This is a genomic window from Actinomadura harenae (assembly GCF_003696215.1).
Taxonomy (GTDB): Bacteria; Actinomycetota; Actinomycetes; order Streptosporangiales; family Streptosporangiaceae; genus Spirillospora; species Spirillospora harenae.
In genome coordinates this window covers 44,738-64,041 of sequence record NZ_RFFG01000032.1, presented here as the reverse complement: position 1 = coordinate 64,041, position 19,304 = coordinate 44,738, and the positions used below count along the sequence as shown (strand labels likewise).

Annotated in this window: 23 protein-coding genes and 1 riboswitch; of the genes, 8 read left to right on the top strand and 15 right to left on the bottom strand. The window is 70.6% G+C overall.

Features of this window, described 5'->3' with window-relative positions; translation table 11 throughout:
- Positions 1–58: 58 nt before the first annotated feature.
- Positions 59–281: riboswitch (cobalamin riboswitch) on the bottom strand.
- A 64-nt stretch (positions 282–345) separates the two neighbouring features.
- Positions 346–1,194, bottom strand: a complete 849-nt coding sequence (locus EBO15_RS19255) for an SDR family oxidoreductase (RefSeq protein WP_122195827.1) — start codon at positions 1,192–1,194, stop codon at positions 346–348.
- Between the two features lie 86 nt (positions 1,195–1,280).
- Here EBO15_RS19255 and EBO15_RS19250 point away from each other — a divergent pair, with 86 nt between their 5' ends.
- Positions 1,281–2,093 (top strand): helix-turn-helix domain-containing protein, encoded by an 813-nt coding sequence (locus EBO15_RS19250; protein ID WP_122195796.1) that lies wholly within the window; start codon positions 1,281–1,283, stop codon positions 2,091–2,093.
- A gap of 25 nt (positions 2,094–2,118) precedes the next feature.
- On the opposite strand, the gene EBO15_RS19245 is transcribed toward EBO15_RS19250, so the two are convergent.
- The gene (locus EBO15_RS19245) at positions 2,119–3,465 is read right to left on the bottom strand and encodes a DUF2252 domain-containing protein (RefSeq protein ID WP_122195826.1); all 1,347 of its coding nucleotides are present in this window, start codon (positions 3,463–3,465) and stop codon (positions 2,119–2,121) included.
- Positions 3,466–3,638: 173 nt separating this feature from the next.
- On the opposite strand from EBO15_RS19245, the gene EBO15_RS19240 reads away from it, so the two are divergent.
- On the top strand, positions 3,639–4,289 hold the full coding sequence (locus EBO15_RS19240; RefSeq protein WP_122195795.1) for a class I SAM-dependent methyltransferase: 651 nt from the start codon (positions 3,639–3,641) through the stop codon (positions 4,287–4,289).
- Between the two features lie 21 nt (positions 4,290–4,310).
- Here EBO15_RS19240 and EBO15_RS19235 read toward each other — a convergent pair whose 3' ends face one another.
- Together EBO15_RS19235 and EBO15_RS19230 are read right to left on the bottom strand one after the other, a co-directional pair.
- A complete protein-coding gene (locus EBO15_RS19235; RefSeq protein WP_122195794.1) occupies positions 4,311–4,550 on the bottom strand; it encodes an EF-hand domain-containing protein in 240 nt (79 codons plus the stop codon).
- 184 nt (positions 4,551–4,734) lie between these two features.
- Positions 4,735–5,013 carry a type II toxin-antitoxin system TacA family antitoxin gene (locus EBO15_RS19230; RefSeq protein ID WP_122195793.1) on the bottom strand — a complete coding sequence of 93 codons (279 nt, stop codon included), beginning with the start codon at positions 5,011–5,013 and terminating at the stop codon, positions 4,735–4,737.
- 220 nt (positions 5,014–5,233) lie between these two features.
- Here EBO15_RS19230 and EBO15_RS19225 point away from each other — a divergent pair, with 220 nt between their 5' ends.
- Positions 5,234–5,545 carry a hypothetical protein gene (locus EBO15_RS19225; protein ID WP_122195792.1) on the top strand — a complete coding sequence of 104 codons (312 nt, stop codon included), beginning with the start codon at positions 5,234–5,236 and terminating at the stop codon, positions 5,543–5,545.
- A 198-nt stretch (positions 5,546–5,743) separates the two neighbouring features.
- Here the strand turns inward: EBO15_RS19225 and EBO15_RS19220 are convergent, their stop codons facing one another.
- The gene (locus EBO15_RS19220) at positions 5,744–7,183 is read right to left on the bottom strand and encodes an RCC1 domain-containing protein (RefSeq protein WP_456047875.1); all 1,440 of its coding nucleotides are present in this window, start codon (positions 7,181–7,183) and stop codon (positions 5,744–5,746) included.
- A gap of 1,203 nt (positions 7,184–8,386) precedes the next feature.
- Between EBO15_RS19220 and EBO15_RS19215 the strand changes: the two genes are divergently transcribed.
- Together EBO15_RS19215 and EBO15_RS19210 are read left to right on the top strand one after the other, a co-directional pair.
- Positions 8,387–9,163: a DUF899 family protein gene (locus EBO15_RS19215; protein ID WP_122195790.1), complete on the top strand. Its 777-nt coding sequence runs from the start codon at positions 8,387–8,389 to the stop codon at positions 9,161–9,163.
- A 124-nt stretch (positions 9,164–9,287) separates the two neighbouring features.
- Entirely contained in the window at positions 9,288–9,671 is a 384-nt protein-coding gene (locus EBO15_RS19210; protein ID WP_122195825.1) for an Imm32 family immunity protein, read from the top strand.
- A gap of 58 nt (positions 9,672–9,729) precedes the next feature.
- On the opposite strand, the gene EBO15_RS19205 is transcribed toward EBO15_RS19210, so the two are convergent.
- From EBO15_RS19205 to sigJ, 4 genes are all read right to left on the bottom strand, one after another.
- Entirely contained in the window at positions 9,730–10,242 is a 513-nt protein-coding gene (locus tag EBO15_RS19205) for a GNAT family N-acetyltransferase (RefSeq protein WP_122195789.1), read from the bottom strand.
- Positions 10,243–10,313: 71 nt separating this feature from the next.
- Positions 10,314–11,351 carry a ribosome small subunit-dependent GTPase A gene (rsgA, locus tag EBO15_RS19200; protein ID WP_233616294.1) on the bottom strand — a complete coding sequence of 346 codons (1,038 nt, stop codon included), beginning with the start codon at positions 11,349–11,351 and terminating at the stop codon, positions 10,314–10,316.
- Between the two features lie 295 nt (positions 11,352–11,646).
- Entirely contained in the window at positions 11,647–12,588 is a 942-nt protein-coding gene (locus EBO15_RS19195) for an NAD-dependent epimerase/dehydratase family protein (protein ID WP_199744655.1), read from the bottom strand.
- 83 nt (positions 12,589–12,671) lie between these two features.
- The gene (sigJ, locus tag EBO15_RS19190) at positions 12,672–13,613 is read right to left on the bottom strand and encodes an RNA polymerase sigma factor SigJ (protein WP_122195787.1); all 942 of its coding nucleotides are present in this window, start codon (positions 13,611–13,613) and stop codon (positions 12,672–12,674) included.
- Between the two features lie 87 nt (positions 13,614–13,700).
- On the opposite strand from sigJ, the gene EBO15_RS19185 reads away from it, so the two are divergent.
- On the top strand, positions 13,701–14,309 hold the full coding sequence (locus tag EBO15_RS19185; protein WP_147481549.1) for a hypothetical protein: 609 nt from the start codon (positions 13,701–13,703) through the stop codon (positions 14,307–14,309).
- A 61-nt stretch (positions 14,310–14,370) separates the two neighbouring features.
- On the opposite strand, the gene EBO15_RS19180 is transcribed toward EBO15_RS19185, so the two are convergent.
- Positions 14,371–14,649, bottom strand: coding sequence for a hypothetical protein (locus EBO15_RS19180; protein WP_122195785.1), 279 nt, complete (start codon positions 14,647–14,649; stop codon positions 14,371–14,373).
- A gap of 851 nt (positions 14,650–15,500) precedes the next feature.
- Positions 15,501–15,758, bottom strand: coding sequence for a DUF397 domain-containing protein (locus tag EBO15_RS19175; RefSeq protein ID WP_122195784.1), 258 nt, complete (start codon positions 15,756–15,758; stop codon positions 15,501–15,503).
- A 160-nt stretch (positions 15,759–15,918) separates the two neighbouring features.
- Here EBO15_RS19175 and EBO15_RS19170 point away from each other — a divergent pair, with 160 nt between their 5' ends.
- Positions 15,919–16,836 carry an NADP-dependent oxidoreductase gene (locus EBO15_RS19170; RefSeq protein ID WP_233616293.1) on the top strand — a complete coding sequence of 306 codons (918 nt, stop codon included), beginning with the start codon at positions 15,919–15,921 and terminating at the stop codon, positions 16,834–16,836.
- Here the strand turns inward: EBO15_RS19170 and EBO15_RS19165 are convergent.
- From EBO15_RS19165 to EBO15_RS19155, 3 genes are read right to left on the bottom strand one after another with little or no spacing between them, the layout of a single operon-like run.
- On the bottom strand, positions 16,805–16,999 hold the full coding sequence (locus EBO15_RS19165) for a DUF397 domain-containing protein (protein WP_122195823.1): 195 nt from the start codon (positions 16,997–16,999) through the stop codon (positions 16,805–16,807). The two genes, EBO15_RS19170 and EBO15_RS19165, sit on opposite strands and share 32 nt — an antisense overlap.
- A gap of 2 nt (positions 17,000–17,001) precedes the next feature.
- Positions 17,002–17,604, bottom strand: a complete 603-nt coding sequence (locus EBO15_RS19160; RefSeq protein WP_122195782.1) for a DUF5753 domain-containing protein — start codon at positions 17,602–17,604, stop codon at positions 17,002–17,004.
- 17 nt (positions 17,605–17,621) lie between these two features.
- Positions 17,622–17,834 (bottom strand): helix-turn-helix domain-containing protein, encoded by a 213-nt coding sequence (locus tag EBO15_RS19155; RefSeq protein WP_122195781.1) that lies wholly within the window; start codon positions 17,832–17,834, stop codon positions 17,622–17,624.
- Positions 17,835–17,963: 129 nt separating this feature from the next.
- Here EBO15_RS19155 and EBO15_RS19150 point away from each other — a divergent pair, with 129 nt between their 5' ends.
- A complete protein-coding gene (locus EBO15_RS19150) occupies positions 17,964–18,194 on the top strand; it encodes a hypothetical protein (RefSeq protein WP_122195780.1) in 231 nt (76 codons plus the stop codon).
- Between the two features lie 85 nt (positions 18,195–18,279).
- On the opposite strand, the gene EBO15_RS19145 is transcribed toward EBO15_RS19150, so the two are convergent.
- The gene (locus EBO15_RS19145; RefSeq protein WP_122195779.1) at positions 18,280–19,257 is read right to left on the bottom strand and encodes an aldo/keto reductase; all 978 of its coding nucleotides are present in this window, start codon (positions 19,255–19,257) and stop codon (positions 18,280–18,282) included.
- Between the last annotated feature and the right edge of the window lie 47 nt (positions 19,258–19,304).

Below are 19,304 nucleotides of genomic sequence, written 5' to 3'. Positions count from 1 at the left end.
ACCCGCCGGCGGGGTGCGTCCCAGGCCCTCCCACGAGGCCGCGGACCACCGCGCGCCGGATGGCGCGCGGGTGGCGGCAGGTCTTCGGACTCGCGGGCGACACGCCGGTCCTCACCGGCGTGACCTACTGGCCGTCGCTTCCCGGGCCCGAGGCCCAGTGCTCATGACGGCGGTCGTTCCCGCTCACCGCTGCGGGGCAGTCCCGGATTCGCACCGGGTTCCCTCTTACGACGCCCACGCCCGGGGAGGGCGCGGACGAACCGTCCACGCTGCGAATTCTAACCACGTCACCCGGACGCCCCTCCCGGCACGGCGAGGCCGGGAGGGCGAAACGGGGGCGGACGGTCAGACGTCGAAGGCGGCGCGGTGGGCGGTGGCCCAGTCGGCGAAGGTCCGGGCGGGACGGCCGAGGACGCGTTCGACGTCGCCGGTCACGACGGCGTTGCCGCCGGACGCGACGAGGCGCGCGCCGTCGACGGCGGTCCGGACGAAGCCGGGGTCGAGACCGGCGGCGGTCAGGCGCGCGCGGTAGTCGTCCGAGGTCAGGGCGACGGTCTCGATTCTCCGGCCGAGGACGCGGCCGAGCGTCTCCGCCATGTCGGGTGTGCTGATCGCCTCCGGGCCGGTCAGCGTGTACGTCACGCCGTCGTGGCCGGACGCGGTGAGGGCGAGCACGGAGACCTCCGCGATGTCCGCCGGGTCGATGACGCCCTGCGCGCCGTCACCCATCGGGTTCGGCACGGGAACACCCGCGCGGATCGCCTCGGCCCACGCCAGCGTGTTGGACGCGAAGCTGCTCGGACGCAGGATCGTCCAGGCGAGGCCACCGGACTCCAGCGCCCGCTCCCCCGGCAGGTGCCAGTCCTGGCCGTTCGTCTTGGCGCCGGTTCCGATCGCGGACAGCTTCACCGCCTTCGCCACGCCCGCCTCCCGCGCGGCGGCGAGGACCGCCTCGTCATGCCGGGGGATCCAGGGGCCCGGCGCGCTGAGCATGAAGACGGCGGTGACGCCCTTCGCCGCGTCCAGCAGCGAGGCGGGGTCGGTGAAGTCGGCGCGGACCGTTTCCACACCGTCCGGAAATCTTCCGGCCTTGCCGGGGTCGCGGGTGATCGCGCGGACCCGCTCGCCGCGCGCCGCGAGCACTCTGACCAGTTCTCGACCGACGGTTCCGGTCGCTCCCGTTACGAGGATCATGAACCTCAGCATCGCGAGCCGCCCTCCGGATCCTCTTGGAAAATCCGGCACGACGCGGGGGACGGTCAGGTGGGTAGCGTGAGGGCATGCTGGCGGACGGGCTGATCGAGGCGGTTCAGGACCTGAGCGACACGACCGGGGACGGGCTCGTGCACCTGCCGGACACCGCGACGTCCCTGGTGTTCCGGAGGAGGGCGGGCGGACGCGGCGACCTCCTCGTCATCGGCCCGCGCACACGGGCCGCGTACTTCACGGGCAAGGAGCTGCCCACGTGCGTCGCGGCACGGCTTCGCCCCGGGGCGGCGCGCGCGGCGCTCGGCGTGCCGGTGAGCGACCTCGTCGACCGGGTCGTCCCGCTCACCGACCTCTGGGGCGCGGACGCCTCGCGCCTGGAACGGCACCTCGCCGCCGACGACGGTCTTGAGCCGTTCGCCGGGCGGCTCGAGGCGGTCGCCGGGCGGCTGGAGGCGGCGCTCCGGGCGAGGGTCGCGGCGCGGCGTCCGGACGGCGGCGACGTGCGGCTCGTCCACGCGGCGGCGCGGGAGCTGGCGTCCGCGCGTCCGACGCGGCTGCCGGACCTCGCGCACCGGCTGGCCGTCAGCGAGCGCCGCCTCCGCAGCCTGTTCACCGACGGCGCCGGGCTGCCGCCCAAGGCGTTCACCCGCATCGCCCGCCTCCGCACCGCCCTGACCATGGGGAACGACCTCCAGGCGGCACCGATGGCACGCGTCCCGTCCGCCGCCGCGCGAGAGGCCGGCGGCGGCCGCGGACTGGCGGAGGTCGCGGCGGTCAGCGGGTACTACGACCAGGCGCACATGTCCGCGGACTTCCGCAGCCTGCTGGGCGTCCCGCCCGGCGCGTTCTTCGCCGGACGCCTCCCCGCCCCGGCCGCCTGCTGACGGCCGGGGGCGCCGACTCCGGGGCTCAGGACTCCCAGAGGACGGCGAGGGGACCCTGGCGGGAGCGGAAGGCGTCGACGAAGAGGCGGTGGTCGTCGCGGACGATCGCGGCGTAGCCGATGCCGAAGGCGATCATGGCCTCGACGAAGGCGTCCTCGCCGTCGCCGATCGCGGCGGTCACGGCGTCCTCGACCTGGAAGTCGACCAGGGTGTGGTCGGAGTCGCGGTCGGACACGCAGTGGATCTTCGCGGTGGCGCGGCCGAGGTGCTCCAGGACGGGCAGCATCTCGTCCGGCTCGGTGAGGCCGGCCCAGTCCAGGTCCGCCTCGTACGGGGAGAGCTCCTGGACGACGAAGCCGGTGCCGTCGAGTTCGGTGTGCCCGAGCCACGGGTCGGTGTTGGCCTGGAGGGCGCGGCGCGACACGGCGGTCCGGTGGCCGTGGTGCCGGAAGTAGCCGCGGATCCGCGGGTCGTCCACGACACGGGACGGCGCGGCGACGTTGCCCTGCTTCATCGACAGGATGACGTCGTTCTCGAGCGCCTGTGTGCGCCCCTCGACGAGGATCGTGTACGCGGACAGCCCGGCCGAGCCGATCCCGAAACCGGACGATCCGACGATGTCCTTCACCGTCGAGGTGAGGCCGCCGAAGCGGCGGTCCTTCGGAACGGTGTCCAGGTAGGCGGCGTACGCCTTCTCGACCTTCGCGCGCTCCGCGTCGTCCAGCCGCCGGACGCCGGGACCGTCGGCGAACCGCCGCTCGTGCCGCTCGACCACCGTCATCGAGTCCAGCAGCGCGACGCGCGTCGAGGCGAGCGCGTCGTGCAGGACCTCCTTGACGTACCCGGTGGCGGTGTCCAGGGTGATCGCGAACCGCTCGTCGCCCTCGTGCGTCGCGAAGTGCCGCACCTGGTCGACGTACGCGCGGGTGTAGGTCTCGACCAGCCGCCGGATGGACGCGTCGGAGATCGCCTTCCCCCAGGCCAGCAGCGCCAGGCTCGCGGCGAACCGCTTGACGTCCCAGGTGAAGTGCCCGAGGTATGCCTCGTCGAAGTCGTTCACGTCGAACACGAACACGCCGTCGGCGCTCATGTAGGTGCCGAAGTTCTGCGCGTGCAGGTCGCCCTGGATCCAGACGCGGGAGGTCCGCTCGTCCGCCCACGGGTCGTCGTCGGACGCGATGTCGGCGTAGAACAGCGGGGCGCTGCCGCGGTAGAAGGCGAACGGGTCGGCGGCCATGCGGCGGAACCGCCGCCGGAACTCGGCCGGGCTCCGGCGCATCAGGTCGCGGTACGCCTCCACCAGGACGTCCACGATCCGCTCCTGACGCTCCGCGGGCGTCAGGTCACGCAGAACCTGGGTGATGCTCGCCATCCGGCAGTCCTCCATGCGGGCCTCGGGTCCCGCCGCCATGGCGGGACGACTCGCCCATTCTGCCGGTCCCGAAAGCCCCGGAAGCCCTACGCCACAGGCTGTTCCGCGTTCCGCCACCCGACGGCGGGCGACCCGCCGGACGGTCCGCTCGTCACCGCAGGTAAGAAGGACCTATGACCAACCGCCCCGAGCCCGCCCCGGCGGGTTCCACCGCATCGCACTGGCGGGACGTGTACGCGACGCGTCCCACCGACGAGGTCAGCTGGTTCCAGACCGAACCACGGCCGTCCCTGGACCTGATCCGCGCGGCACTGCCCCAGGGCTCGGCCGGGGGCTCGGCCATCGACGTCGGCGGCGGCGCGTCACCCCTGGCCGCCCACCTCGTCCGGGACGGCTGGTTCGACCACGTCACGGTGCTGGACATCTCCGCCAAGGCCCTGGAAACCGCCCGCGCCACCGCCCAGGACCCCGCGGGCGCCATCCGCTGGCTCCACGCCGACCTCCTGACCTGGCGCCCGGACCGGACGTTCGACCTCTGGCACGACCGCGCGGTCTTCCACTTCCTCACGGCCCCGTCCGACCGCGCCAAGTACCTGGCGACCCTGCGCGAGGCTCTCGCCCCCGGCGGAACGGTCATCCTCGGCACCTTCGCCCCAGAAGGCCCCACCCACTGCTCCGGCCTGCCCGTGGCCCGCTACAGCACCGACGAGCTGGCCGCCGAGCTCGGCGGCGACTTCACGCCCCTGGACGCCCGCACCCAGGTCCACCACACCCCGGCGGGCGCGTCCCAGACCTTCTCCTGGCTCACCGCCCGCCGCCGCTGACCGCCCCCGGACGGTCCGGGTTCAGTCGTCGCCGCCGAGCTCCGGAAGGTTCTTCGCCAGCGGCACGAACTCGTCCGCCGACAGGAACCCGTTCCCGTCGGTGTCGAACTCGGCGAACAGCGCCCTGACGAGCCCCGACAGGTCGCCCATCTCGGCGGCCGGGAACATCCCCGCGATCGCCGCCGCCACCTCGTCCACGGTGAGCTGCCCGTCCCCGTCGGTGTCGTACTGCGCGAACACCGCCTCGAACCTCTCGGACATGCCCTTTCCCCCTTCTCTCCGTCAACAACGGCCCCGATCGTAACCGCTCCCCCAGCCCCGACGCCGCCCGGCGGCGTTGTTCAGGAGCGGGTGGTCGACCTGGTCAAGTGGAGTCGGCACCGACGGCAGAGGCAGGTGCAGGTCTTCGCGCAGGCGGCGGAGGGCGGGGCGGACCAGCACGAGATCACTGCTCCCAGTCGCCTGCGCCGCCGAGCTCGTCGACCCGCTCAGGCGACAGGCCGGTCAGCGCAGCGACGCCGCCGCCGAGCGAGCCGTCCAGCACCTTCATCGATTCGACCATGCCTCGGCGCACCTCCAGCCTGCGCTGCTCCAGGTACGCCCTGGCCGCCTCGGCGACGAAGTCCTTCTTGGTCATGCCGAGAAAGTGCGCGGCCTGCGCGATCAGCTCGCCGGTGGCCGGGTCGATCTTCAGCGGCACCTGACGCCTCGCCGGCGTGCTCATCGTCGACCTCCCGGGCCATAGTGCCCAAGTACGTCACCGCACCGGGTGCTTCTCGGGACCTGCATGTGTTCAACGCGCGACGGCCGAGCCCGCGACCGTTTCGCACCGACTGCCAGCGCTCCACCGAACCGGCCAGGGGGCACCGGGTGCCCCGGGGGCGTACCTCAGCGCGTCCACAAAGTAGCTTAGAGTGGCTGATTCAACACGAGGAGTGAATTTCATGGCACGTCGATCCACTGTCCTGTTCGGCGCCCTCGCGGCCGCCGCGCTCGCCCAGACGATCTCCGTCGCCGGTCCCGCGCGGGCCGACGAGACCCAGAAGGGGGAGGTCATCATCTGCGACCAGCTGGACATGCGACTTCCCAACGTCTCCGGGCGGCACTGCGACACCGGTCGCCGGGGTCCGCTCCACGACTTCGTCATCACCCACCGCGAGAACCGTCACCACTCGTTCTTCTGCCGGACGGGCTGGGCCGAAGGCCACCTCTGGGTCAGGGGCCACGACTGCCGGCCGCGCGTACACCGCGGCTGAAGGAACGACAGGCTCGTCGTCGCGTCGACGGATCCCCGACGCGACGACGAGCCGACAGAGCGCGCCTGACGGAAGCGGACTCCGTCCTGGCACGCCCGCCGATCGAGGACGGGATCTTGAGCATGCGGCTGGGATCCTCCCTGTGCCGCGCCGCGACCAGGCGGCGCGGCACACGCGGTTCGTCCGGCCCGACCCTCGTCAGGCGTGTCGCGGAAGCCTGACGGTCAGCGCGCGCGAAGTGGACGCGGAGCAGAGCCCGTTCCCCTCGTAGCGGGCGATCAGACCGTGTGCGCCCTCGGCCGGACGGGACAGGGCGAACCTCGCCGTGGCGGCGGCGTCCAGGTCGGCGGCGCCGACGACGGTGGTGGTGCCCTCCAGGAAGGTGACGTGGCCGGTCGGGGTGGCCGCACCGCAGGTCACCTTGGCCGTCAGCCAGGTCCGCCCGCCTGGGCCGGAGGTGGCCTTCAGGGATGTGGTGGCCCCGCTGCGCGCGTGGGCCAGCACCAGGGAGCCGTCGCTGTTCGCGGCGACGCCGGTGGCCGGGCCCGCCGCCTCGGGCAGGGGCATGATGGCCGGGGACGAGCGGAGCGCGGTAGCGCCGTCGCCGATCTGTCCCGAGTGGTTCGCCCCCCAGGCCAGAACACGTCCATCGGACGTCAGGGCGAGACTGTGCGACGAGCCGGCGGCGAGCTGCGTGACGGTGACGCCCGTGGGCAGGTCGTTCTGGATCGGGGTCTTCTGGATGTCGTTCGAGCCGGGCCCCAGCTGTCCGGACCTGTTCGTTCCCCACACCAGGACGCGTCCGTCAGGGGTCAGGGCGAGCGTGTGACCGAACCCGGCGGCGACCCGCGTGACGCCGGGTTCGTCCTCGGGCAGGGCCGTCCACACAGGGATCCCCCGGTCGACGGCGGTGCCGTCGCCGAGCTGGTCACTGTCGTTGTGACCCCAGGCCAGAAGGCGTCCGGTCGAGGCCACCGCGAAGCTGCTGGAGCCTCGTCCGGCGTCGATCGCGGCGGCGGTGACCCCCTTGGGCGTGCGGACGAACACGGGCTTGTCACTGTTGGCGCCGCCGCCATTCCCCAGCTCGCCGAACGTGTTGTCCCCCCAGGCCAGGACGCGTCCGTCGGACGTCATCGCGAGGCTGTGATAGCTCCCGCCCGAAACGCGGGTGACGCTCAGCCCCGGCGGCAGATCGACGAACACAGGAGTCGTTCGTGACGCCCCACTGCCGTCCCCGAGCTGCCCGCTGCTGTTACGACCCCATGCCAGGACGCGTCCGTCCGAGGTCAGCGCAAGGCTGTGGTCACCTCCGGCGGCGACCTGGGTGACGGTCACCCCGGCGGGAAGGCGAACGAACACGGGCGTCGTCCGCAGCGTGCTGGTGCCGTCCCCGAGCTGGCCGACGTCATTGCGTCCCCACGCCAGAACACGCCCATCCGAGGTCAGCCCGAGGGTGTGCGAGTCACCGCCGGACTCCTGGGTGAGCGTGACCCCACTCGGCAACCGCGTCCTGACCGGAGCGTCCCGCTCGACAGTCGTACCGTCCCCAAGCGCCCCCGAGTCATTCCCACCCACCCCAACGGCAACAACCGCCTCCCCCGCATCCGCCAGAGAACCAACGGGCAGCCCCGCGACCATGCAGGCGACCGCCGAGACCACAACAGCCAGACTCCGGACATACCTCCGGTGAGCCTTGCGCCTCGGATTACCTTCCAGCCCAATCACCCTCGCAGCCACCAGCAATTCCCCCGTTCATCCCGACGAAGTTGCACAGGCGACCATCTTGACGCACCAGGGTTCACCGTCACCGGATTTACTAGCGTGGGCACTGAAGGCAGTCTCGATGGCGATCAACCCATGACCGGGGCAGACAACCAGAAAAATCAGACACATTCCCCCGCGGTTACGCATCCACACACAATCGACAGACCGCACCACAGACGACCCGTCCTCCGCTCCAGGTGATTGAAGGTAGAGATCCTCCAGGCGTACATCGATGTCACCGAGGAGCCGATCCGGCGATCAAAACCGATGCTCGAGGGCTAAATATTCCGCGGCATCCGGCATCACTACAAATTCTGAAACTGCCGGCAATTGGACTCGCCCCCTTAGGCGAAGGCGACCAAGAACATGCTGCAGGAGATCAAGCGTCAACCAGGTAACGGACTTCCACAGAAACCAACCCTCTGGGCTATCCCCATATACAGAGAACACACGCTTGCGCTCCAGGAAGACGCAAGGCAGGCCCCCGCGTGTGTGGGTGCAGGCCGGAGCTGTGGGGGCGCTCCTCACGGACCTGGGGTCATCCCCCACGAGCCGGGTTCAGGGGAGTTCGGCCGCACCGTGCCAGACGGTGGCAGGGTCATCCCCGCGCGTGCGGGGGGCAGCAGAACTACGCAGGCACCAAGGGGCCAATGCAGGGGCCATCCCCGCGCGTGCGGGGAGCAGACTTACTGACCTGCACGTTTGTGCGGTCACTACGCCAATTTTGAGCACTTCATGCGAGCCCGGCAAATCGGACCTGGCCCATGCGATGCCGTTCCCGCACCCACGGGGACGCCGACACCGCTGGCGGGGCTGCGTCTGGCCGTGTGGCAGATGGTAGCCCTCGGGACGCCTTCGTGCTCGATGGCGTTCCGCAGAGTGGGCGAGGCAGGAGCTCTGGGCCTGGCGTGAGGCGGGGTGCGGCGAGGGGATGGTGGCGGGCACTGTGGGCGCGTCCGGGGTTGTCTGGCTGGGGGCGGACGACGGGGACGGGTGCGATGAGTTTGGGGTGGGGGGCGGGTCTTAGGGGGAGGCGTCGGGTGATGGGCCTGGCGTGAGAACACCGTGGAGGATGCCATGACGGAGAAGTCGAGCGTTGTGTTGCCGGGGCGGCCGGCTGTTGTTGGCATGGAGGCCTGGCAGGCTGCGCGGGACGAGCTGCTGGTGCGGGAGAAGGCCCATACGCGTGAGGGGGACGCGCTCGCTGCGGCGCGGCGGCGGTTGCCGATGGTGGAGTTCGACGGGACGGTCGAGGTCGTCGGGCCGGACGGTCCGGTGCCGTTCCTGGAGTTGTTCCAGGAGCGCAACGAGCTCATCGTCTACAAGCACATGTGGTGGGACGGCGCGCCGCATCAGGGGCAGTGCGAGGGGTGCACCGTCACGGCGTGGCACATGAAGGACGCCGTCGTGTACCTCAACGCGCGTGGGGTCTCGTCCGCCGTCCTCACGGCGGGACGGTGGGACGAGGTCGCCGAGTTCGTCGGGTTCATGGGCTACACGCAGCCCTGGTACTCCGTCCGCGACCTGGACGAGCCGGTCGGCGGCACCATGGGTTACCTCACGTCCTACCTGCGGGACGGCGACCGGACGTTCCTCACCTACTCGACGACGGGGCGCGGTATCGAGCCGGTCGACGGGGCGTTCGGGCTGCTCGACAGGACGCCCTACGGGCGCGGCGAGGCGTGGGAGGACAACCCCGAGGGGCGTCCCGAGGGGCACCGGGCGTGCTGGTACTGGCGCACGGACGCGGACGGCACCCCCACCTGGGACCCGACCAGCCGTCCCACGCCCCAGTGGACCCGCCCCAGCGCGACCCCGGAGGACACCCTCGGACGGCAGGGCCACCACCACTGACGGACCGCCCTCGAAGGCCCGATGTCATCGTCACACCGGACCTTCGAGGACGATGGTCGTCACGACTTGGCACCTACAGTAGGTGGTTCTCAGGGCTTCTATCGATCTCGCGGGAGCAGTGTTGGTGAATCTTGTGTTCGATCCCGTTTTCGATGAGGTGGAACTCAACGGGGTGGAGGCGGAGCTGGCCCGGGTGGCGGCCGTGGTGGCCGTGGGCGAGGGGTTCGTCGGTGCGGTGTCCTCGGCCCCTCCCGGTTCCGAGCCGCTGGTGGGAGTCGAGGTCAGGCGGACTCCGGGGCCCGGGGTGTCGGTCCTTCTCGACGGGCCGCGCCAGACGCTCGTGGTCAGTGGCGATGCTGTCGCGATGGCGCTGTTCGCGGATCAACTCCGTGTCATGACGGCCGCGATGGCGTCGGAGGAGGGGGGCACCCATCGCCACATCCAGCACTATCCCGGGCATCCCTACCTGGCTGAGGGGTCTGTGCCTCTGATGATCGGCATCCCCTGACGGGCGGGTGTTGTGCGCCCCGGGGGCGGGCGGTGTGGTGCTCGCCCCCGGGGCGGTGTCAGACGCCGAACGCCTTGGCGTAGCGGATGGTGCCGGACGGTACGGGTCGGGACGGGTCGAGGCTCAGCGCCATCATGTTCTCGTCCGGCACCTCGAAGGGGGGACGGATCCCGTACCGGGAGGCCGGGACGAACCCGAACCGCGGGTAGTACGGGGCGTGCCCGAGGACGAGGACGAGGTTCTCGCCCGCCTCACGGGCCGCTTCGAGCGCGGCGCGGACGGCCGCCGAGCCCGCGCCCGTCCGCTGGTGTTCCAGGGGCACGGCGCAGGGGCCGAGCGCGAGGGCCGGCGCGCCGTCGACGTGACAGCGGGTCAGGAGCGCGAACCCGGTCGCGGTGCCTTCGGGGTCCTCCGCGATCCAGGAGCCCCAGGGGAGCCAAGCGCCCGGGTCCTGGCGCAGCGCGTCGACGAGGTCGGCCTCCAGCGGGGTCGGGAACGCCGCGAGGTTGATCTCGCGGATCGCGCGGCGGTCGTGGTCGTCGGTCTCGGGACGAGTGGTCCAGGTGGTCATGTCGGTGGGTGGTTCCTCGTGAAGATGCGAAGGGGATCCAGCGGACGCGTCGGAGCGTGACGGCCGGGCGTTCATGACTGCCGGTCCCGGAACTTGTAGGTGGCCCGCAGGTGGCGGGTGATGTCCTTGCGCTGGTTCTCGCGTTCCGCCCGGAGGCGCGCGTCCTCGCGGGACGCGGCCCAGGCGGATTCGCGGAGCAGCTTGCGGTAGCTGTCCAGTCGTCGCCGCGTGAGAGTGCCGTCGGCGATCGCGGCGAGCACCGCGCAGCCGGGTTCGCTCTCGTGCGCGCAGTCGGAGAACCGGCAGTCGGCGGCGAGGTCCTCGATCTCGGCGAAGACCTGCTGGATGCCGCCCTCACTGTCGTGGACGCCGACGGAGCGCAGGCCCGGCGTGTCGATGAGGACGCCGCCGCCCGGCAGCCGGACCAGCTCGCGGTGGACGGTGGTGTGACGGCCCTTGCCGTCCCCCGCCCGCACGTCGCCGGTCGCCAGCAGGTCCGCGCCGAGCAGGGCGTTCCCGAGAGTGGACTTGCCCGCGCCGGACGGCCCGAGCAGCACGATCGTCCCCGTGAGGACGGCCGTGAGGACGTCCATGCCGTCGCCGCTGACGGAACTGACCGCCAGGACCTCGACACCGGGTGCGAGCGCGGCGACCTCGTCCCGCACCGCGTCCACGGGCCGTTCCGCCTGGTCGGCCTTGGCCAGGACGATGACCGGGACGGCGCCGCTCTCCCAGGCCAGGGCGAGCATGCGCTCGATCCGGCCCGCCGACGCGGACGCGGCGAGCGAGACGACGACCGCGACGGTGTCGACGTTCGCGGCCAGGACCTGGGCGCGGGACGTGCGGGACGCCGAGGAGCGCGTGATGGCGGTCCGCCGGGGCAGCAACGCCGCCAGTTCCGGCCGTTCGCCGGGCCGCACGGCGGCCCAGTCCCCTGTGCAGGGCGGTTCGGTGGCCGTGGACCAGGTGGCGCGCACCCAGCCGTCCGCCGTGATGACGGTGGCGTGGCCACGGTCGACCCGGGCGACGCGTCCGGGCGTCAGGCCGTCTGAGTGATGTGCGGCGAAGGCGTGCTCACACGCCTCGTCCCACCCGTAGGCGGACAGCACGCCATCAGAAGGAAAGGATGATGAAGACAACAACGAAGGAGACCCTTGTGATCAGGGGCCTCGGCGGACACGAAGAGATCACGCCGAACGATCGCGCTGAGCGGATCGACTCAGTCGAGCACGACCGAGACCCGGGAAACGAGGTTGGCCCGAACGCCGCATGCGACAGCGGCCGCCTTCGCGGTCATCAACCCCACCTCCCTCTCGTCCGTGTTCCACACCGGTACCGATGATAACGATACCCATTGCATTATACCATCCACCCCCTCAACGGAGACCCCGGTGCCAGGGCGGGTCATGGGTTGGGGGTGAGGCCCTGGCGCCAGGTGGGGTGGGTGGGCTGCCAGGCGAGTTCGCGCTTGGCCTTGGTGTTGGACGCGCCGCGCAGTTCGGTCATGAGGACGACCCCGGCTGTTCCGGCGGCCAGTCGTCCGACGAAGCGCGGCACGCGCATCGGCTTCTTGGCGCCCAGCTTCGCCGCCAGTTCCGGGAGCCATTCGGCGACCGGGGCGGGGTCGTCGTCGACGATGTTGTAGACGCCGCGGCCGCCGTTCTCCACCGCGGCGACCGTGGCCTCGGCGGCGTCCGCGATGTGGATGAACGACCACACCCCGCCGCCGTCGCCGACGACCGGGAACTTGCGCCTGCGGATCATCTCGAGCTGTTCGGAGCCCGGCGCCATGGACGTCCCGGGCCCGTAGAAGGCGCCGTAGCGCAGCACGATCCCCTCGGTCCAGGCGGCGCCCAGGACGGCCTTCTCCAGGTGCCCGATCGCGGCGATCATCGAGGCCATCGGGGCGACGGGCGCGGGGTCCAGGGGGTCCTGCTCGTCCTTGACCGGCCCGCCGGTGCGGGCGTAGGTGAACGCGCCGTTGCTCTGGGCGATGAACCGCCGCACTCCGCCCGCGGCGCGCGCGGCCGCGAGCAGGTTGTCGGTGCCCTCGGTCCGCAGCCGGTCGGTCGCGGCGAAGCTGCGTTCGAACTTGCGGGTGTCGATGTGCCCGATGGCGGTCAGCTGGTCGATGATCACCTCCGGGGCCGCCTCACGGACGGCCGCCTCGACCTGGGCGCGGTCGAGCGCGTCCGCGACGACCGGCACCGCGCCGAGCCGCGACGCGGCCGCCTTCGCGGATTCGCCGCGGACCATGGCGAACACCTCGTGTCCCGCCTCGGCCAGACGCGGCAGCAGTTCCCTGCCCATCGCTCCGGTCGCTCCCGCCACCAGGATTCTCATCATCGGCTCCCTTGCCGTCCGGTTCGGATTCGCCTCTTGAACCGGACGGCCCGCCGATTCCTGACAGGAGGCGACCGTGACGTGGGTCACAACACGAGCAGGGGCTCTCCGTGGTCGGCCGCCGCCCACTGCCCGGTCGCGCGTTCGAGCTTGTCGGGGTTGGCCTGGGTGCGGCAGGCGGCGATGCCCTCCGCGGTGACCTCCAGGCACACGACGGTGACGACCCGGCCTTCCACGACGGCCACGACGGCGGGTCCGCCGTTGGCGACCCCGGCGTAGATCTCGGGTGCGCCGCCCACCAGGGCGCGCTTGGCCTCGGCGGGCTTGAGCATGCCCCACATGAAGCGCGCGACCGCGGCGGCTCCCTCGAACGCCCTGACGCGCGCGGGGATCCTCCCTCCGCCGTCGCCGACGGCGATGGCGTCCTTGGTGAGCAGGCGCACCAGCTCGTCGGTCCGGCCGCTGGTGGCGGCCGCGAGGAACTCCTCGACGACCCGCCGGGCGTCGGCCTCGTCGACGGCGCCGCGGGCCCTCCCGTCCGCGACATGCTTCTTGGCGCGATGGAAGATCTGCTGGCAGGCCGCCTCGGTGATGTCGAGGATCGCGGCGATCTCGCGGTGCGGGTAGTCGAACGCCTCCCGCAGCACGTACACGGCCCGTTCCTTGGGCGGCAGCCGCTCCATCAGGGTGAGGACCGCGTACGAGACCGACTCGCGCTGCACGGCGGTGTCGGCCGGGCCGAGCATCGGGTCGCCCGCGAGCAGCGGCTCGGGAAGCCATCGGCCCACGTAGGTCTCGCGGCGAGCCCGCGCGGAGGTGAGCTGGTTGAGGCACAGGTTGGTGAGCACCTTCGTCAGCCACGCCTCGGGGACCTCGACGCGGTCGACGTCGGCGGCCTGCCAGCGCAGGAACGTCTCCTGGACGACGTCCTCCGCCTCGTCCGCGGAACCGAGCAGCCGGTAGGCGATGGCCTCCAGCCGCGGCCGCGACAGCTCGAACCGCTCGACGTCGTCCACCCGCAGAGACATGCGCCGATCCTAATCGCCCGCACCCCGCCCCCCCCAGTCACGAACGTTCGGTGATCTCGAGAAGGGTCGGAATTCTCTCATGACCGGATGTCACATGAGGAGGCGATGCCCGGCGTCCGATCCGCCGCCTCTCCCAACAACCGAAAGGAGCTGCAAGGCCGCCTCAACCATGGTCAACTGACCGATATGGGTGCAGCGGTGACGAGCCTGATCGCGGTGGCCGGAACTCTTCTCGGTTCCTTGGCCACATACTCCTTCCAGCGTCGAATATCGCAACAGACGGAGCGTTTCGCGCTGGAGCGGCAACTACGCGAGCAGCAAGTCTCGGTGCTGAGTGAATTCGCTCGCGCGGTGGCCGACTATCGAGGCGGCCAGACCGACCTATGGCATCGCGCGAACGAGAGCGCGGGCAGCGCCGCACATGAAGAGGCACGCCTGCGCTCCCACCGGCTACGCGCCGTGGTCAACCAGGAGCTGTTCCGTTTGAAGATCCTGGTGTCCGATTCAGTGTTGACCCAAGCCGCCGAAGGCGCACTCGTATCCATCTGGACCCTGCACGACCACGAAGATCGGCAATCTTTCGAGGAAGGACGCTTGAAGTCCAGTCACACGATCGACGAGTATGTTCGGCTGGCCAACCGCTACGTCCAGGCCACTTTCGCCGTCGGCGGCCCAACCGGACGTACCGGGCCGTAGGCGGGTCAAGGGAGTCGAGGGCGACGTAGCAGCCCCCACACGACGGCTCCTCACCCAGTGGTCACTTGGGTTGTTCGGGAGTCGGGGAGGCCGGGAAGGGGTTGTCCCAGTCGATCCGCAGACGATGGGGGTTGCTGCGGCCGACCCGGCACGAATAGTTCTTGGAGACCGCGACGATCTTGACGACCTGGACGGGGTCCAGGACGGGGTCCTGCGAGCTCTCATAGTCCGGACGGCCGGGGACGTGCACACGGAAGCGCACCAGGTAGCTGTGGTTGCCGCCGTTGAAGGCACGGTTGCTCTGCTGGGTTTCGCGCACCGTGCCGGTGCACGGGATCATGTCCGCGCCGTCCTTCTCGGGCTCCCTGCGCTCGCCAGAGCCGCAGGCGCCGAGGAGGAGGCACAGGGCTCCCGGACCGAGCCGGAACGCGAGCTGCCGCCCCCTCTTGCCTTCCCCTCATCATGACGCCGACCCGGCCGTTCGCGGCTGGCACCGCTGAAAGGATCTTGAGGGAAGGCAGACACGACCGAAAAGCCAGCCGAGACTCGCCCCGGCCCCCGGCGGCCTGGTGTGAGCTCATGCCGTTTCGAACCGGGGCGTCGCCCGGCACCCTGGCCCCGGCCGACGGGACGCGATCACGCCGAAGGACGAACCCGGCTCCTCCCTACTTCGGACCTCTGCACACGGTCCGGAACTCCGCCAAGGAGGAAGTTCGGGCCTTGGCCGGTTCGCTGGAACCGGGAGGACTGGAGAAGTACAGCACCTGTCCGGGAGGGAGCAGGGCCAGCTTGCTTTGATCAAAGTCGACACTGAGGGTGACCGCGGAGTTTCCTCGATGCGCGGAGAGAACGAGGGGGCGCTCTCTGCTGAGAACACCCGGATCTCCGCTGCGCACCCACCCGTCACCACCAGCAACGAGCGGCCACATGCTGAATCCCCGTACCGGGGTCGAGCGATGCCACCGGACCTTTGGGTGGGTGTCATCGATCCGGAGGACCGCCTCGTTCACACTGCCCCGACAGACCTGAACGACACCGAGCAGGTCACCGGTGCTCGATTTCGACATCCCGGTGTACCCCACCTGTGCAGGGCCGCATCCCTGGAGGAACAGGCAGGGACCGCAGGCACATGCGGTCACCGCGATACGCCGAATCCGACCGGCCGTCGGCGCGTGCAATGTGCGACGCGCCCTACGCACGACCGCGGGCCCGGGCGACCAGGTTGCGCCAGGCGGCCTGGGTGAGGATCAGCTTCGGCCCGTCGGGGTCCTTCGAGTCCCGAACGACGAGGACGGCCACCTCCACACAATCCTGCCTGTCTTGGGAACTACGGCTTCTCCTGTGCCAGTGGGCGGCGGAAAGGTCGGCGATCTCGCTGCATTGGCCGCCTTGGCTGCTGCTGTGGGTGCTCTTGCGCCAGTGGGCGGCGGGCTGGGCGAAGGGGTTCATGTGCGGGTCTCCCCTGGCTTGACGCTCGTGTTGATCGGAGTGTCCACCGGCTTGGGCGGGGGCGCCACCGGCGTCCCAGGGGCGCGCGTCCTCGCCTCTGGTGCTCACCAGGTTCGGTCGTTTGACTCTCACATTGGTGTGAGTGCTTAGCGTCCTTGGCATGAGCGCTACTTTCATGCGGGCCGTGGGGATCGACATGCACGGTGGGACGGACGTGCTTCGGGTGCGGCGGGTGCCTGAGCCGGTGGTCGGGGCGGGCGAGGTGCTGGTGCGGACGGTCGCCAGCAGCCTGAACCCCGTGGACGCCAAGACGCGGGAGTGGGAGATCGGGACGCTGCCCGCGAACCTGGGATGGGATCTGTCCGGGGTCGTCCTGGACAGTGAGGACGAGCGGTTCCGGCCCGGCGATCGGGTCATCGCGATGTCCGCGCAGATCGCGACCGGACGCGGGACCTGGGCCGATGTGGTCTCACTGCCCGGGGATCTGCTGGCCGCCGCGCCCGGACGGGTGGGTCCGGAGGAGGCGGCGACGCTTCCGCTGGCCGGGCTCACCGCACTTCAGGCACTGGAGTCGGCCGACGTCGGGGCGGGCGATCGGGTGCTCGTCGTGGGAGCCGTGGGCGGTGTGGGCGGTCTGGCCGTCCAGTTGGCGAGGCACCTCGGGGCCCGGGTGGACGGGCTGGTGTCGCGGACGAGTCACGTGGACGCGGCGCGCGAGCTCGGCGCCGAACTGGTCGTGGACGACCCGGCGGAACTCGCCGACGGCGTCTACCAGGTCGTCCTGCACACGGCCGGACCGCACGTGACGCACGCGCTGGCCGAGGGGGGACGGTACGTGTCGATCGCGGACGCCCCGCTGCCGGACGTCCCCGGGGCGTCCAAGTCGTACGTCGAGCAGAGCGGGAAGCAGCTCGGGGAACTGGCGCGCCTGGTGGACGACGGTGTCCTGCGCCTGCGCGTGGCCGCCGACCTCCCGGTCGAGCGGGTTGGCGAGGCTCACGAGCTCTTCGAGGCCGGCGGCCTCACGGGCAAGGTCGTGCTGACCTTCAGCCCGCCGACGACCGGACGAGGCGAGTGAGGGAGGACCAGGCGGCCGCGTCGAGGATCAGCTTGGGCCCGTCCGGGTCCTTCGAGTCCCGAACGGCCACGACAGGCGCAAGCCCGGCCACCTCGACGCAGTCTTGCCCGCCTTGGGAGCTGTGGCTGCTTGTGCGCCAATACGCTCGGGACAGGTCCGGCATGGTCACGTGTAGTCCTCCGCTGCCCTCAGGATGAACTTGTGAGACTCGGATCGGGACATCGCCTCACTCATCACGAGATCCCAGCGTACTGAGTACTCCGCCACGACGGCAGGCTCTTCGATCACCTGGCTGATCTCCGGCCCCTCGTGGTAGCCGATGTCGAGACCACTGGGGAGCGTCAAGATGGTGAACGAACCATCATCCGCTCCAGCCGTCATCGCGGTGAAGGGCAGGACACAGACGGAGATGTGACGCCGGGTCGCCGAAAGGTGGACCAGCCACTCAAGCTGCTCGCGAATGACCTTCGCGCCTCCCAGCGGCCTCCGAAGTACGGCCTCGTCGAGGACCGCCACCATCCGCGCCGGAGGCTCACGGTCGAAGATCCCTTGGCGTTCGATGCGCGCTGCCAGGCGTTCCTCGACGCCACCGGCGGACTCACTGAGTTCCAGAACGGCCCGCGCGTAGTCAGGCGTCTGGAGCAGGCCCGGCACCCACTGGTTCGTGAACTGGCGGACACAGAGAGCGCCGCCCTCAAAGTCGATGTACTTGTCAAAGCCAGGGGGCGCCGCGATGTGTTTGCCTTCGCGTTTGATCTCGTCCCACATCGTCCAGAAGGTGCGGGTCAGGGACGTGCCGAAGCGGACGTCGCAGTCGTCGGCGGTGGCTTCGGAGGGGGTTTTCGGCCCGTCTCCAGCTTCTCGATCCAGGTCGCGCCGCAGCCGAGTTCGTCGGCGAGTTGCGGGCGGGAGAGGTTCGCCGCTTCGCGGTGGGAGTGCATGACCCGTCCGAAGGAGCGGAGCAGCGGGTCGCGGGTGTAGCTCGGGTCGTCCGGCATCGGGGTGTCCCCTCGAGGAGGTGGGGTGCCACTTGGGGAGTGATGGGTCCGTGACTGAGAGTAACCCACTGGTGTGAAGCTGGTCACAGGAAAGCGGACGGCTCCTCGAAAGTGAAGGTTCCTCTGGTCATGGACGCGTGCTCCCCCTCGGAAGAAGACCTGCTCGCCGCCCTGGAGGCGGACTTCCCCGCCTGGGGGTTCATCGTGAGCAGCAAGAAGCGCTGGTGGGCGCTGCGTGGGCCGCTTCCTATAGACCGGCTTCAGGAGAAGGACGTGTTCGACTGCGACACGGCCGCCGAGCTGCGGGCCGCGCTCGTCGCGGACGGGTGGGGGCGCCAGGAGTTGGAGGGCTCCTGGTGACCTCGTCCTACGAGTGACGGCGCGTCCCGCTGGAGAAGGCGGCGCGACCGGCGGGACCCCCGCTGCCGGTCGCGCCGCCGCCGTTTCAGGAGTGTCCGGCGATCCGGTGCGGACGGTAGGGGGCCTCCAGGCGGGCCACCTCTTCTTCGTTCAGGGAGACGTCGACGGCCGCGATCGCGTCGTCCAGGTGCCCGATCCTGCTCGCTCCGACGATCGGCGCGGTGACGCCGGGCCTTCCGAGGAGCCAGGCGAGGGCGAGCTGCGCGGGTGGCAGGCCGCGTTCGGCGGCGGTCGCGCGCACGACGTCGACGACGTCGAAGTCCGCGTCCGTGTACATGTCGGCGACGGGGTCGCTGCCGGTCCGCACGGTGTTCTCGCGCCCGTCGCGGTCGCGGCTTCCGGTGAGCAGGCCGCGCGCGAGGGGGCTCCACGGGATGACGCCCACGCCCTGGTCCCGGCAGAGCGGGAGCATCTCGCGTTCCTCCTCCCGGTACACGAGGTTGTAGTGGTTCTGCATCGACACGAACCGGGTCCATCCGGCGGTCTGCGCGACGTGCTGCGCCTTGGCGAACTGCCACGCGTACATGCTGGACGCCCCGATGTACCGGGCCTTCCCCGCCTTGACGACGTCGTGGAGGGCCTCCATGGTCTCCTCGATCGGCGTCTCGTGGTCCCAGCGGTGGATCTGGTACAGGTCGACGTGGTCGGTTCCGAGCCTGGTCAGAGACGCGTCGATGGCGGCGAGGACGTGCTTGCGGGACAGGCCCCGGTCGTTGGGACCCGGACCCGTCGGGAAGTAGACCTTCGTGGCGAGGACGTAGTCGTCCCGGCGGGGGAAGAGCCTGCCGAGCAGGCGCCCGGTGATCTCCTCGCTCACGCCGCCGGAGTACATGTCGGCGGTGTCGAAGAACGTCACGCCGGCCTCGACCGCGCGCCGGACGATCGGTTCGGCGGCGTCCTCGCCGAGCAGCCATGCCCGGTTGCCCGGGTCACCGTAGGTCATCATGCCCAGGCCGATCCGGGAGACGCGCAGCCCGGACGTGCCCAGCCTCATGTAGTGCATTCATGCCTCCTGAGGGGTGGTGTGCGGCATGACGACATCGTCGGGCA

Excerpts from the sequence above, each read along its gene's own strand:
- EBO15_RS19240 (WP_122195795.1), top strand. The coding sequence starts at position 3,639 with ATGACCAACCGCCCCGAGCCCGCCCCGGCGGGTTCCACCGCATCGCAC.
- EBO15_RS19205 (WP_122195789.1), bottom strand. The coding sequence starts at position 10,242 with ATGACCACCTGGACCACTCGTCCCGAGACCGACGACCACGACCGCCGC.
- EBO15_RS19255 (WP_122195827.1), bottom strand. The coding sequence starts at position 1,194 with ATGATCCTCGTAACGGGAGCGACCGGAACCGTCGGTCGAGAACTGGTC.
- EBO15_RS19150 (WP_122195780.1), top strand. The coding sequence starts at position 17,964 with ATGGACGCGTGCTCCCCCTCGGAAGAAGACCTGCTCGCCGCCCTGGAG.
- EBO15_RS19215 (WP_122195790.1), top strand. The coding sequence starts at position 8,387 with ATGACGGAGAAGTCGAGCGTTGTGTTGCCGGGGCGGCCGGCTGTTGTT.
- EBO15_RS19185 (WP_147481549.1), top strand. The coding sequence starts at position 13,701 with ATGTCACATGAGGAGGCGATGCCCGGCGTCCGATCCGCCGCCTCTCCC.
- EBO15_RS19145 (WP_122195779.1), bottom strand. The coding sequence starts at position 19,257 with ATGCACTACATGAGGCTGGGCACGTCCGGGCTGCGCGTCTCCCGGATC.
- EBO15_RS19170 (WP_233616293.1), top strand. The coding sequence starts at position 15,919 with ATGAGCGCTACTTTCATGCGGGCCGTGGGGATCGACATGCACGGTGGG.
- EBO15_RS19235 (WP_122195794.1), bottom strand. The coding sequence starts at position 4,550 with ATGTCCGAGAGGTTCGAGGCGGTGTTCGCGCAGTACGACACCGACGGG.
- EBO15_RS19245 (WP_122195826.1), bottom strand. The coding sequence starts at position 3,465 with ATGGCGAGCATCACCCAGGTTCTGCGTGACCTGACGCCCGCGGAGCGT.
- EBO15_RS19155 (WP_122195781.1), bottom strand. The coding sequence starts at position 17,834 with ATGCCGGACGACCCGAGCTACACCCGCGACCCGCTGCTCCGCTCCTTC.
- EBO15_RS19230 (WP_122195793.1), bottom strand. The coding sequence starts at position 5,013 with ATGAGCACGCCGGCGAGGCGTCAGGTGCCGCTGAAGATCGACCCGGCC.
- EBO15_RS19220 (WP_456047875.1), bottom strand. The coding sequence starts at position 7,183 with ATGGTCGCGGGGCTGCCCGTTGGTTCTCTGGCGGATGCGGGGGAGGCG.
- EBO15_RS19225 (WP_122195792.1), top strand. The coding sequence starts at position 5,234 with ATGGCACGTCGATCCACTGTCCTGTTCGGCGCCCTCGCGGCCGCCGCG.
- EBO15_RS19175 (WP_122195784.1), bottom strand. The coding sequence starts at position 15,758 with ATGAACCCCTTCGCCCAGCCCGCCGCCCACTGGCGCAAGAGCACCCAC.
- EBO15_RS19165 (WP_122195823.1), bottom strand. The coding sequence starts at position 16,999 with ATGCCGGACCTGTCCCGAGCGTATTGGCGCACAAGCAGCCACAGCTCC.
- EBO15_RS19180 (WP_122195785.1), bottom strand. The coding sequence starts at position 14,649 with ATGATCCCGTGCACCGGCACGGTGCGCGAAACCCAGCAGAGCAACCGT.
- EBO15_RS19195 (WP_199744655.1), bottom strand. The coding sequence starts at position 12,588 with ATGATGAGAATCCTGGTGGCGGGAGCGACCGGAGCGATGGGCAGGGAA.
- EBO15_RS19250 (WP_122195796.1), top strand. The coding sequence starts at position 1,281 with ATGCTGGCGGACGGGCTGATCGAGGCGGTTCAGGACCTGAGCGACACG.
- sigJ (WP_122195787.1), bottom strand. The coding sequence starts at position 13,613 with ATGTCTCTGCGGGTGGACGACGTCGAGCGGTTCGAGCTGTCGCGGCCG.
- EBO15_RS19160 (WP_122195782.1), bottom strand. The coding sequence starts at position 17,604 with ATGTGGGACGAGATCAAACGCGAAGGCAAACACATCGCGGCGCCCCCT.